At 64.7% G+C, this 12,599-nt stretch carries 12 protein-coding genes; 7 read left to right on the forward strand and 5 right to left on the reverse strand.

The window, feature by feature from the left end; translation table 11 throughout:
• Window positions 1–18 precede the first annotated feature (18 nt).
• From I2I01_RS22455 to I2I01_RS22475, 5 genes are all read right to left on the reverse strand, one after another.
• Entirely contained in the window at window positions 19–3,183 is a 3,165-nt protein-coding gene (locus tag I2I01_RS22455; protein WP_196288779.1) for an efflux RND transporter permease subunit, read from the reverse strand.
• A 4-nt stretch (window positions 3,184–3,187) separates the two neighbouring features.
• Window positions 3,188–4,600 carry a TolC family protein gene (locus tag I2I01_RS22460; RefSeq protein ID WP_196288780.1) on the reverse strand — a complete coding sequence of 471 codons (1,413 nt, stop codon included), beginning with the start codon at window positions 4,598–4,600 and terminating at the stop codon, window positions 3,188–3,190.
• A gap of 245 nt (window positions 4,601–4,845) precedes the next feature.
• Entirely contained in the window at window positions 4,846–5,217 is a 372-nt protein-coding gene (locus I2I01_RS22465) for a hypothetical protein (protein WP_196288781.1), read from the reverse strand.
• Between the two features lie 138 nt (window positions 5,218–5,355).
• Window positions 5,356–6,018 (reverse strand): hypothetical protein, encoded by a 663-nt coding sequence (locus I2I01_RS22470; RefSeq protein ID WP_196288782.1) that lies wholly within the window; start codon window positions 6,016–6,018, stop codon window positions 5,356–5,358.
• A gap of 97 nt (window positions 6,019–6,115) precedes the next feature.
• Complete coding sequence (locus I2I01_RS22475; protein ID WP_196288783.1) at window positions 6,116–7,762, reverse strand: bifunctional metallophosphatase/5'-nucleotidase; 1,647 nt, start codon at window positions 7,760–7,762, stop codon at window positions 6,116–6,118.
• 103 nt (window positions 7,763–7,865) lie between these two features.
• Here I2I01_RS22475 and I2I01_RS22480 point away from each other — a divergent pair, with 103 nt between their 5' ends.
• The 7 genes from I2I01_RS22480 (at window position 7,866) to I2I01_RS22510 (ending at window position 12,587) form a co-directional block, all read left to right on the forward strand.
• The gene (locus I2I01_RS22480) at window positions 7,866–8,189 is read left to right on the forward strand and encodes an ArsR/SmtB family transcription factor (protein ID WP_211538124.1); all 324 of its coding nucleotides are present in this window, start codon (window positions 7,866–7,868) and stop codon (window positions 8,187–8,189) included.
• A 65-nt stretch (window positions 8,190–8,254) separates the two neighbouring features.
• On the forward strand, window positions 8,255–9,073 hold the full coding sequence (locus tag I2I01_RS22485; RefSeq protein ID WP_196288784.1) for a sulfite exporter TauE/SafE family protein: 819 nt from the start codon (window positions 8,255–8,257) through the stop codon (window positions 9,071–9,073).
• A gap of 58 nt (window positions 9,074–9,131) precedes the next feature.
• Window positions 9,132–10,487: an MBL fold metallo-hydrolase gene (locus I2I01_RS22490; protein WP_196288785.1), complete on the forward strand. Its 1,356-nt coding sequence runs from the start codon at window positions 9,132–9,134 to the stop codon at window positions 10,485–10,487.
• A gap of 93 nt (window positions 10,488–10,580) precedes the next feature.
• Complete coding sequence (locus tag I2I01_RS22495; RefSeq protein ID WP_196288786.1) at window positions 10,581–10,922, forward strand: rhodanese-like domain-containing protein; 342 nt, start codon at window positions 10,581–10,583, stop codon at window positions 10,920–10,922.
• A 30-nt stretch (window positions 10,923–10,952) separates the two neighbouring features.
• Entirely contained in the window at window positions 10,953–11,513 is a 561-nt protein-coding gene (locus I2I01_RS22500; protein ID WP_196288787.1) for a YeeE/YedE family protein, read from the forward strand.
• 19 nt (window positions 11,514–11,532) lie between these two features.
• Window positions 11,533–12,180: a class I SAM-dependent methyltransferase gene (locus I2I01_RS22505; RefSeq protein ID WP_196288788.1), complete on the forward strand. Its 648-nt coding sequence runs from the start codon at window positions 11,533–11,535 to the stop codon at window positions 12,178–12,180.
• Window positions 12,177–12,587, forward strand: a complete 411-nt coding sequence (locus tag I2I01_RS22510) for a DUF6691 family protein (RefSeq protein WP_196288789.1) — start codon at window positions 12,177–12,179, stop codon at window positions 12,585–12,587. The genes I2I01_RS22505 and I2I01_RS22510 overlap by 4 nt, the downstream gene beginning before the upstream one ends.
• Window positions 12,588–12,599: the final 12 nt, after the last annotated feature.

A 12,599-nucleotide genomic window follows, 5' to 3' on the forward strand; every position in this document is an offset into this window, starting at 1 on the left:
GGGAGAAATCAATGAGAATTAGGCCGCCTGCCGGGTGCGCGTGGGCAGCATCGACACCGACGCGAACCCGACCCGGCCCATGGCCCAGCCAAACACGTGGGGCAGCACCAGCAGCGAGGCCAGCGTAGAGGCAATGAGCCCGCCGATGACGGCCTGGCCCAGCGGGGCAATCTGGTCGCCGCCCTCGCCCAGGCCCGAGGCCATGGGCAGCATGCCGGCCAGCATGGCGATGCTTGTCATCAGGATGGGCCGGATGCGGGTATCGGCGGCCCGGCGAGCGGCTTCGAGCGCGTCCCGGTGCTCGTGGCGCAGGTGGTCGGCGCTGGTGATGAGCAGAATGGCGTTGGCCACTGAGACGCCCACCGACATAATCATGCCCATGTAGGACTGCAGATTGAGCGTGGCCCCGCAGGCCAGCAGCATCAGCAGCGAGCCCGCCACCACGGCCGGCACCACCGAGAGCACCACCAGCGAGAGGCGAAAGCTCTGGAAGTTGGCCGCCAGCAGCAGGAATATCACCACGATGGCCATGCCCAGGCCGGTCTGCAGGCTGCTCATGGTGTCGGCCAGCAGCTGGGGCTGGCCCACCAGGTTCACCACCACGCCGCGCGGCGGCTCGCCGGCCTGCTTAATGGCTTGGCGCACGGCTTTAGCGGCGGTGCCCAGGTCGCGGCCCTGCACGTTGGCCGTGATGCTCACCAGCCGGTAAGGACCCTGGCGGTCAATCTCGCCGGGCATCATCCGGGCCGAGATGCTGGCCACCTCCCCCACCGTGGGCCGGGCCTGGCCGGGCTTCACGGGCAGGGCTTCGAGGTCCTGAATCTGGCTGAGCTGGTCGTCGGGCAGCTGCACCTGCACCTGGTAGCCGAGGCCGGACTTGGGGTCGAGCCAGAGGTTTTTGCTGGTGAAACGGCTGGACGAGGTGGCCGCCACCACCGACTGGGTGATTTCCTGGCTGGTGAGGCCGAACTGGGCGGCCCGCTCCCGGTCCACGTCGATGCGCAGGGCCGGGTACTGCAGGGGCTGGGCAATCTGCACGTCGCGCAGGTAGGGAATCCGCTTCAGCTCGGCCAGCACCTTGCGGGCCTGGCCGGCGGCTTCCTTGAGGTTTTTGCCGCCCACGTTCACCTGAATGGGCGTGGGCGCGCCGTCGCTCATTACCTTTTCCACCAATTCAATCGGCTCGAAGCTCAGCAGCAAGCCCGGATGGGCCTGCCCGATGCGCCGGCGCAGGCGCTCCTTGAGCTGGTTGAGGTTCACGTGCACGCCCTCTTTCAAGGCCACCTGCATGATGGCCTCGTGCGGGCCGGTGGTGAACACGAAAATGGAATTCACCGCGAAGCTCGCCGGCTGGGTGCCCACGAAGGTGGACGAGATTTCCACGTTCTGCGGCCCCACTTCCTGGTTGATGAGGGCCTGCACGGCGGCCACGGTCTTTTCGGTCTGCTCCAGGCGGGTGCCCACCTTTTCGCGCAGCCGCAGCTGGAACTGCCCGCTATTGGCCTGCGGGAAAATATCGGTGCCGATGAAGGCAAAGCCGGCCCCTACCACCAGCACGCTCAGCGCGAGGTAGCCGAGCACAATACCCCGCCGCCGGCCCTGGCCGCGCACAAGCAGGCGCTGGTAGCCGGCCTGAAAGCGGGCGAAAAAGCCGGTTTTTTCGGCGTGGCCGTCGGCCGCGTGGTTGGTATCGTGGCCGGGCGCGTGGTCCTTGAGCAGCCAGTTGGCCATCACGGGCACCAGGGTTTGCGAGAGCAGGAACGAGGCCACCATGGCGAAGCCCACGGCCAGCGACAGGGGTAGGAACATGGCGCGCGGCACCCCCACCATAATCAGGGCCGGCGCGAACACGGCCAGCACGCAGAGCAGAATCAGCAGTTTGGGCAGGGCAATTTCGCGGGCCGCGTCCCAGATGGCCTGGGCCTTGGTTTTGCCCTTTTCCAGGTGCTGGTGAATGTTTTCGATGGTCACCGTGGCCTCGTCCACCAGCACGCCGATGGCCAGCGCCAGGCCCGACAGGGTCATGATGTTGAGCGTCTGCCCGAAGAGCTTGAGCAGAATCACGGCCGAGAGCACCGAGAGCGGAATGGTGGTAATGACGATGATGACGCTGCGCCAGTCGCGCAGAAACAGCAGCACCATTAGGCCCGTGAGCACCGCGCCAAGGATGCCCTCGGTGACCAGGCTTTTGAGCGAGTTGGCCACGTACACCGACTGGTCGAAGGCGTAGCTCAGCTTCACATCCTCGGGCAGCAGTGCCCGCAGAGTGGGCAGCTTGTCCTTCACTTCCTGCACCACTTTCAGGGTCGAGGCGTCAGCTTTTTTGATGACGGGCATATAGATGGCCCGCTTGCCGTTGATGACGGCGTAGCCCGTAGTGATGTCGGCCGCGTCTTCCACCGTGGCCACGTCGCGCAGGTACACGCCGGGGCCGGCCCCGGTGCGCAGCGGCACATCCAGAAAGTCGGCGGGGTTCTCAATCAGCGAGTTCACCGGGGCCATGTAGGCCAGAGTACCCATCTTCACGTTACCGGCCGCCGAGGGCTGGTTGCTGGCCACGATGGCCTTCACCACGTCGTCGGGCGTGAGCTGGTAGCCGCGCAGCTTCGCCGGGTCGGCCTTCACCACGATGGTGCGGATATTGCCGCCGAACGGGGCCGTGGACGTGACGCCCGGAATGGTGGTGAACATGGGCCGGATGCGGCTGGCGGCCAAATCCTGGAGCTGGGTGAGCGAGCTTTTATCGCTTTCCAGTACCAGCTGGCCCACCGGCAGCGAGCTGGCATCGAAGCGTACCACCTGCGGGGGCAGCGTGCCGAGCGGCATAAACGCCGTGGCCCGCGACACCTGGGTAGCCACCTCGGCGGCGGCCTGGGCCATGTCGGTGCCGGGGTAAAAGGAGAGCTTGATGAGCGTCAGCCCCTGAATGCTTTTGGTTTCAATCTTCTTGACCCCGGACACGAACAGGAAGTTGTTCTGGAACTGGTTGGCCATGAAGCCGTCGAGCTGCTCGGGCGAGAGCCCGCCGTAGGGCTCGGCCACGTAGATGGCCGGCACGTCCATGCTCGGGAAGATGTCCACGGCAATGTCGCGCACGGCGGCGAAGGCGAAAAAGAGGATGGCCAGCATGGCCACCACCACGGAGATGGGCCGCTGTAGGGCCGACCGGATAAGTTCGTACATGCGGCTAGGGCGTTACGTGGGTGAAAAAGAAGGAGAAGTCGCCGGCGGCGGCGGTTTGCAGCAGCACGGCCTGCCAGGCGGCATTGGCGGTGAGCACCTGGTCCTGCTCGGCCTGTTGCAGCCCGTAGAGGGCCTGCGTCACGTCGACCACCGTGGCCAGTCCGGAATTGTAGAGGGCCAGCTTCTGGCGGTAGGCCTGGCGGGCGGCGGCCAGCTGCACGGGCGCTTCCCGCGCGCGGTCAGCGGCCAGCGCGAGGCGCTGCCCGGCCAGCGTGGCCTGGTTGCCAAGCTCCAGCTGCTGCTGGCGGTACTCGGCCTGCAGCCCCTGGGTGCGCAGGTTTTCGGCCCGCGCCTGGGCCTGCAGGCGCGGCCAGTCCAGCAGGTCAAACACCAGGCCCACGCCCACGGCGTAGTTGAAGCGGGTGGGCGCGGCCCCGGTCAGGCCGTAATCGGTCTGGCCGTTGTAGCCCAGGCCCGAGCCCCGGCCCCAGGTGGCGCCCAGCAGCGAAAGCCGGGGCCGGTAGCTGCGCCGAATGACCGTTTCGCGCGCCTGCCCCAGCTCTACGGCCCGCTGCTGGAAACCCAGCGTGGGGTGGGTGGCCGGGGGCGGGGCCAGCGTGGGCGGCAGGGACCGGTTGTAGAGGGTATCGGGCTGCCAGGTAGCGCCGGGCTGCCCCAGCAGGGTCGAAAGCCGGGCCTGCCGGTCGGCTTCCTGCTCGCGGGCCGCAATCAGGGCCAGCTGCGACTGGGCCACGGTGGCGCGGGCCAGGGTGCTGTCCACGCCCGGGCGCAGCCCGTTGAGCGCCAGCCGGGTAATGGTCTTTTTCAGAGTACCCACCCGGCGCACGTCCTGCTCGCGCACCCGGCGCAGGCTTTGGGTGGCCAGCAGGTCGAGGTAGGTCTGGGCCACGCGCAACTGCTGGGTAAACCACTCGTTGTCGGCATCGGCCTGGGCGTAGCCGCGGGCGGCCTCGGCGCGGGCCAGCTGGGCCGGGTACTGGCCGAAGGTAACCGGGCTCCACTCGGCCAGCGCCGTGCCCATGCTGCCGAACACGGCGTTGTAGGAGTTCACCCCGCTGAGCGAGCCGCTGCTGGGAATGATGGTGCCGATGGGCAGCATGGTGCCGGCCACGGCATTGGTCGAACCGTAGCTCACCTGCCCGCTGAGCCGCACCGAAGGCAGGCGCTGGGTCTTGGTTTGGGTGATGTCGGCCTCGGCGGCCTGCACCTGGTAGGCCTTGGCCTGCAGGTGGGGGGCATTGCGATGGGCCAGCTCCAGGGCTTCGGGCAGGGAAAGGGGCCGGGGGGGCGCCGGCTGCTGCGCCCGGCTGGCCGGTCCCGCCAGAAGCAGGGCCAGCACCAGCCGCCGGCTGCCGGGCGGGAGGCGCCGGGCAGCGGTTACAAAAGAAAAAAACATAAGTTCCGAGAAGTCAGGACAGAAATCCGGGCGGGCGGCGACCATAGGCGCAGCCCGCCTGCTAACAGGCAGATTTGCTGGGGATTCTCAGGAAAATGCGGGGCCCTAGCGGCCAGCGGCAACGAGGGCTAAGCCGCTCTGCGCCGGGAGTGTGCCCGGCCGGTTCGGGCATAAAAAAACCGGCTGCCGGCCCGTAAATCGGGCACAGCTAACCGGGCGTAAACCCGGCTCCTCCGCGCATTTTCCTAAGAAAAGCGGACGGGCGGAGCCTTATTGGGGTGGTTGGCAAAAACCTGCGCGGGGCCGGCATTCGGGCCCCGGGCGGGGTTAAGCGTGGGCTGGGGGGCCGGGAACAGCAGGCCGAAGTACAGCGCCGCGAAGTCGCCGCCGAGGCAGAGGTCCAGCGGCAGCAGTTTGGCCTGGGCTTGGTGGGCCTGCTCCGCCTGCGGGGCGGCCTGCACGGTTTGCAGCTTCTTCTGGCAGAGGCTGCCCCGACGTTGCTCCTGGCGGTTGCCGCCGGCATCATCGGCCCCTTCCGCGCGAGCGGGCAGCGGTTGGCAATGCAGGTAAACCCCCGCATAAATCAGCAACAGCAAATGGGACAACAGACGGGACATTCGGTCAGGTTAGGCAACGCAAAGGTGCGGACTTTTTCATTAAAGCGTCGAAGTCAAAGGCGCGGCGAGCCGTAGAATAGTTGCTTATTACTGCAAACAATCCATTTCACGGCCCACCCGCTACCTCTATTCAGCTCACTAAAGCAGCCGGCCGACGGCGGTGTAAAAAGCATCCTGCCGGTCTGCCAGCTTCTGGAGATTTACACCGGCCAGCGAATTATCGCGCCCATAATACTTCTTCAGCGAAGCGTCCGCTAAGTCCCGTAAATCGTGTAGCATGGCATAAAATTCCATGATGAACGAATAGTTGAGAATTCCGCTCACTGGCCCGCGTTGGAAAGCCCGGTCAATCCGGCTCTCTCGGCTCAGAAAGAAGAACGTCGATATATCGTAGCGGTAGCCAACCCCAATGGTATTGGCTTTCATCAACAGCGCCCGCTGCTTCGGCGTCAGCAGCTTGATTCTTCGTTTAGCCCGGCCTTCGACCTTGAGGTAAAGCTTTTCCAAGTCGTGACCCGTTCTTCGTGCTACTTTGTAGGCATCTTCCGGGGTTTCCCCTTTTAGTGACAGGCTAATTATCAGGGATTTCAGCGCGCACTCCGCACTCATCAAAAGGTCGACATACATTTTGGCAAAATAGGCCGTCGTATCATGGGGCCGGTTCTGGTTCAACAAGCCTACCCGCCACAAAAAATCATTGGCATCCGCCGCGAAAGAAGAGGCGATTTTCCACTTTAATTGGCTGTCGGCATTGAATGGGTTGTTGCCCAAAAGCTGTTGCAGGTTTACGATGTTACTCATACAGTGTTAGTTATCAAATTTTATTTCTTCCCAACATGGGCAGATATAAAATGATAGGGTTGGAATCCACATTAGTTTGCGGCCCAAACCAATTATTTTACTTCGCCGGTACGATGCGCACGGCGGCCAGCGTGGGCGGGGCCACGGTGCCGCGCCGCCGCAGTCCGGTTTCCACCACGTCGGTTACTTTCTGGTCCAGCTTCTTAATGTTGTCTCCTTCGGCAAACGTGGTGTAGCGGTGAATGCCGCTGAGCATGCCGTTGTGGGTGACCACGCGGTAGCTCCGGTCAGCCGCCAATGGCTGGCCGTTTACCCGCACGTCACGCACGCGCTGACCCACCGGCCGGTTCAGGTCGGCCGTCCAGGCCAGGCCGCTGGACTGAATGAGCCCGCCCACCCGCTTCAAATCGTCGCCGGGGTTCAGGTTGGTGGCGCTCTGTTCGAGCAGAGCGGTGAGTTGGCGGCCCGTCAGCGTCAGCGTGACCAGCTTGGAGGGGTGCGGCAGCAGCGTATAAAGGGCTTCGCGGGTGATGGGGCCGGCTTCGAGCGAGACGCCATAGCCTACGCCGGGCAGAAAGGCAACCTCCGCCCCCGTGGCTTCACGCAGCAGCGCGCCGGCCAGCTGGTCGAAGGGGCTGGCCGACTTATACTGCCGGCCGATGCGCCCTGTGGCGGTAGCTACCCGCGCTTCCAGCTGCGCTTTGTAGGGCGCGCGCAGGGAGTCGACCAGCCGGGCCACGGCGGGGTCGGCCGGGTAATCAGCGGTCCATAGCGTGGGGGCCTGGCCCTCCACCGCCACTACTTTGCCCGCCTGCACCTGCACGGTGAGCTGGCCGAGCACGGCGGCGTCGGACAGCGCCTGCACTATCCACGTCGCGCCCACACGGCGCGGGGGCGTAATACGGTCGTGGGAGTGGGCTCCGATGATGAGGTCGATGCCGGGCACTTCGCGGGCCAGCCGCTCGTCCACCCTGGTGCCCTGGTGCGACACCACGACCACCACGTCGGCGCGGGCGCGCAGGGCCGGCAGGTAGCGGCGGGCGGCGGCCAGGCCGCTGCCAAAGGTGAGGTCTTTGGTGTTGTCAGGGTTGCCGGTAAGGGCCGTGTTGTGGTAGGCCAGGGCCAGCAGGCCCACGCGCACGCCGCCCACGGTGCGCACCGTGGTGGGGTCGCCGAGGAAGGGCTGGCCGGTGGCCTTATCCAGCACGTTGGCCCCGCGCATGGGGAAATGGGCCAGCTGCTGCAGCGCGCGGGTGCGGGCGCTGCCGTACTCAAAATCGTGGTTGCCGAGGGCCATGAACTGGTAGCCCACGGCGTTCAGCAGGTGGATAAGTGCCTCCCCCTTGGTCAGGTTGCCGAGCAAATCATCCCCGAACGTGTCGCCGCCGTCCACCAGCAGCACGTTGGCCGCCCCGCGCTGCGCCCGCACCCGTTTGATGGCCGTGGCCAGGTGGGCAAACCCGCCCACGGTGCCCGCGTGCTCAAACGAGCTGGGCAGCCGGCCGGCATCGCCGGTCTGGGCGGTGGCGTTGCCGGGAGCCACGGCGAAGGGCCGGTGCCGGCCGTGGATGTCGTTGGTGTGCAGAATGGTGAAGCTGCCGGAAGCCAGGGGCGCGGCGGGCGCGGCCTTTTCCGTTTGCTGCGGGGCCGAGTTGCAGGCCGCCAGCAGCAGGCTCGCGCCGAGCGTGCAAGCAGCGAACCGACCCGTAAAGGCCTTTCTAGCCGGGTGAGAAGGGTTTTTCATGCGGGGGAAAGCGCAGGCTTTCGAGAAAATGAAGAAACTCCGTGAACTTATTGGGTGGGTACGATTGTACGTATGAAAAGTTGTTCATACATTTGCACTCGTTATGACACCCACCGCTTCCCCCGTTGCCGTTGACATGGGCCTCTCCGTCGAGAAGATGGAGAAGGTGGCCTTCATTCTCAAGACCACGGCCCACCCCACGCGCATTGCCATCGTGCAGCTGCTGGCGGCCACCGACAGTCTCTCGGTGACGGACATCAGCGAAAAGCTCAACGTCGAGCAAAGCCTGCTTTCGCACCACCTCTCGGGCATGAAGCTCAAGGGCATTCTCAGCAGCACCCGCGACGGCAAAAACATCTACTACGCCCTGAAAATGCGCGAAGTAATCGACGTGATTCAGTGCCTGGCCGCGTGCACCTTCCTGTAAGCGGCGCGGCTTTTTTTTGCCGCAATACATGAACAACCATTCATAATTTCATACGTTACACCCTCATGCTCCACTACATCGGCTACTTCGCCGCCATCTTCATTGGCCTCTCGCTCGGCATCATGGGCGGGGGCGGTTCCATCCTCACCGTGCCGGTGCTGGTTTATCTGATGGGCGTGAGCCCGGTGCTCAGCACGGCCTACTCGCTGTTCGTGGTCGGCAGCACGTCGGTAGTCGGCGCGTCGGGCTACTTCCGCAAGGGGTTGGTGTCGCTGAAAACCGCCATCGTTTTTCTGATTCCTTCGCTCATGGCCGTGTTTGCGGTGCGCAAGGTGCTCATGCCCGCCATCCCGCACGTGCTGTTCACGGTGGGCAGCATCGTCTTCACCAAAGACCTGCTGGTGCTCGTGGCCTTCGCAGTGCTGATGGTGGTGGCGGCCACCTCCATGATTCGCAGCAAACAGGCTGAAGAAGTACTCGATGAGGAGCTGCACCACAAGCATAAATTCAACTATCCGCTCATTCTCACCATCGGCCTGGTGGTGGGCACACTCACGGGCTTCGTGGGGGCGGGCGGGGGCTTCCTCATCATTCCGGCCCTGGTGCTGGGCGCGCGCCTGCCCATGAAGCTGGCCGTGGGCACCTCGCTGGCCATCATTGCCCTGAACTCGCTCATCGGCTTCACCGGCGATTTGAGTGCGGGCACGCCCATCGCCTGGTCGTTTTTACTGGGCTTCCTCGCCTTTGCCCTCGGCGGCATCGTGCTGGGCACCTACCTGGCCCGCTTCATTCCGGGCGCTAAGCTCAAGCCGGCCTTCGGCTGGTTCACGCTGGCCATGGGCACGTTTATTCTGACCAAAGAGCTGCTGTTTCACCACGTTTAATCAACCATTTAACGCTTTTCCGCTCCCGTTTCTTTCACCCGTTTTTTCGTTGCCAACCATGAAAATCGAACAGTTTGAAGACAAGGGCCTGGCCCACTTCTCCTACGCCATCCTCAGCGAGTGCGCCCGCGAAATCGTCCTCATCGACCCGGCCCGCAACCCGCAGCAATACTACGACTACGCGAAAGCGAATGACGCCAAAATCGTGGCCGTCATCGAAACCCACCCCCACGCCGACTTCGTCTCGTCGCACCTGGAAATCGCGCAGGCCACCGGGGCCGTCATCCGCGTGAGTAAGCTGCTCGGGGCCGACTACGCCCACGAGGGATTCGACGAGGGGCAGGAGTTCACCGTGGGCAAGCTCACCTTCCGCGCCCTGAACACACCCGGCCACTCGCCCGATTCGCTCAGCATCGTGCTCAGCCGCGAGGGTAAGGACGAGGCCGTGTTCACCGGCGACACCTTGTTCATCGGCGACGTGGGCCGGCCCGACCTGCGCGAAAATGCGGGTAACATGACCGCCAAGCGCGAGGAGCTGGCCAAGCAGATGTATCACTCGCTGCGCGAAAAGCTGATGCCGCTGGCCGCCGACGTGCTGGTGTACCCCGCCCACGGCGCGGGTTCGCTCTGCGGCAAAGCCCTGGGCGGTGCCAACAGCAGCAGCATCGGGGCCGAAAAAGCCGGTAACCCCATGCTGCGCCCCCTGAGCGAAGAAGACTTTGTAAAAGAGCTGCTGGCCGACCAGCCGTTCATCCCCAAGTACTTCGGCTACGATGTGGCGCTGAACAAAGCCGGTGCGCCCGACTATGCGCCGAGCGTGCAGCAGGTGAAGCGCTTGGCCCCCGGCGCGAAGCTGGAAGCCGGGGCGGTCATCATCGACACCCGGCCCGAAGCCGAGTTCAAAAAAGGCCACGTGGACGGCGCCATCAACATCCAGCAGGGCGGCAAGTTCGAAACCTGGCTGGGCTCCATCGTGGGGCCGGAGGAGTCCTACTACCTGATTGCTGCCGACGAGGCGACGCTGGAAGACCTGATTCAGAAAACGGCCAAAATCGGCTACGAGCCGCTGATTAAAGGCGCGCTGGTGGGTACCCCGGCCACCGAGGCCACCATGCCGGTGCTCGACGTACCGACCTTCCGCGAGCACCCGGAGAACTACACCATCGTGGACATCCGCAACCCCGTGGAGCACCGCGACGAGCCTATTTTCGATGGCTCGCTCAACATTCCGCTGCCCGAGCTGCGCGAGCGGGCCGGCGAGATTCCGACCGATAAGCCGGTGGTGGTGCACTGCGCGGGCGGCTACCGTTCGGCGGCCGGCAGCAGCATCGTGGCCGACGCCCTGCCCGGCACCGCAGTGCTCGACTTGAGCGAGGCCGTGAAGTCCTTCCAGTCGGCTTCGGCGGCCCACTAATCCCTTTGACGGGTAGGCTCCGGCAGCCGTGCCGGGGCCCCTATCCGCTCATTCTCACACTTTCAGTTTCCCTCCCCCTCCAATTCCTCCGCCATGTTCGGTTTCAATAAAACTTCCGCCCCTGCTTTTCAAAACCTGACGCCCGCGCAGTTTGCCGAGGGCCTGCGCCAGCCCGGCGCGGTGCTCGTGGACGTGCGCCGGCCCGACGAATTCGCCGCCGGCCACCTGCCCGGCGCGGTCAACATCGAAGTCACCGCGCCCGACTTCGGCCAGCGCGTGGCGGCCCTGGACAAAACCAAGCCCACCTACGTGTACTGCCGCAGCGGCGCGCGTTCGGCCAACGCGGCCGGCCAGCTCACCACCGCCGGTTTCGCGCAGGTCAGCAACCTACTCGGCGGCGTGATGGACTGGCCGGGACAACTGACGACTAAATAAGTAAGCCTCTTCATTTCGACTTCTGTTTTCATGCTTGAACTCCTGCAACAACCCTGGCCCTGGTACGTGGCCGGCCCTTTAATTGGCCTCACGGTGCCCGCGCTGCTGCTCGTGGGGAATAAGGCGCTGGGCATCAGCTCCTCGCTGCGCCACGTGTGCGCGGCCTGCGTACCGGCCGGCATTCCCTTTCTGACTTATAACTGGCGGGCCGAAATCTGGAACCTGGTGTTCGTGCTCGGCATCGCGCTGGGCGGTTTCATCGGCTACCGGCTCATGGGCCACCCCGACGTTATCGGCATCTCGGCCGCCACGGTGCGTGACCTGAAGGCCGAAATGCACCTGACGGACTTCACCGGCCTGCTGCCCAAAGAGCTGTTCGCCCTCGACAACTTGGCGAATTGGAAAGGCTGGGTCTTCCTGGTGCTGGGCGGCTTTCTGGTGGGCTTCGGCACGCGCTACGCCGGCGGCTGCACCTCGGGCCACGCCATCTCGGGCCTCTCGAACCTGCAGTGGGTGTCGCTGGTGGCCGTCATCGGCTTCTTTGCCGGTGGCCTGCTCATGACCTGGGTGATTTACCCCATGATGTTTTAATCCCTTGAATCACCGTTATATGGAAGCGCTTGCCCCCACCGCCGTCGATTTCTGGGATGCCCGCTATGAGGGCGAAACCTACGCTTACGGCACCGAGCCGAATGCCTACTTCCGCCAGCAGCTGGAGGCGCTGCCGCCCGGCCGCCTGCTGCTGCTGGCCGAGGGCGAGGGCCGCAACGCCGTGTACGCCGCCAAGCGCGGCTGGCAGGTTACGGCCGTGGATTTCAGCGACGAGGGCCGGGCCAAAGCCCTGCGCCTGGCCCTGGCCCAGGGCGTGCGCCTCGACTACCAGGTGGCCGACCTTACGGCGCTGGGCTGGCAGCAGCCCGGCCACTACGATGCCGTGGGCCTCATTTACGCCCACCTAGCGCCCGCAGACCGCCGGGCGGTGCACGCCGCCGCTACCGCCAGCCTGGCCCCCGGCGGCTACCTCATCCTGGAAGCCTTCAGCCCCCGGCAGCTGGGCCTGCCCTCGGGCGGCCCCAAGACCGCCGAAATGCTCTACGAGCCGGCTACGCTGGCCGAAGACTTCGACGGGCTGAACCTCCTCGAAAACCACGCGCTGGGCGTGGTGCTGCACGAAGGCAGCTTCCACGCCGGCCCGGCCAACGTGGTGCGCCTGCTGGGCGTGCGCGATTCCTCCTCTGAACTCACTTACTGCATATGAAATATTTCAAATACCTGGTGCTGGGCACGTTGTTCGGCATCATTCTCACCAAAAGCGAAGTCATCAGCTGGTTTCGGATTCAGGAAATGTTCCGCTTCCAGGCCTTCCACATGTACGGCGTCATCGGCTCGGCCATTCTGGTGGGCATGATTTCCATTCAGCTCATCAAGCGCAACCGCCTCAAGTCGATTGATGGCGAGCCCATCGTGCTGGCCGACAAGAAATTCAACCACGGCATCTGGATTGGGGGCTTCATTTTCGGCCTCGGCTGGGCGCTCACCGGGGCCTGCCCCGGCCCGCTGTTCGCGCAGCTGGGCAGCGGCATTGGCTCGGCCGCCGTGCTGATTCTGGCCGCCCTGGCCGGCACCTGGACCTACAGTGCCCTGCGCGAAAAGCTGCCTTACTAACTTCCTCCCCTT

The organism is Hymenobacter properus, from assembly GCF_015694735.1.
Classification (GTDB): domain Bacteria; phylum Bacteroidota; class Bacteroidia; order Cytophagales; family Hymenobacteraceae; genus Hymenobacter; species Hymenobacter properus.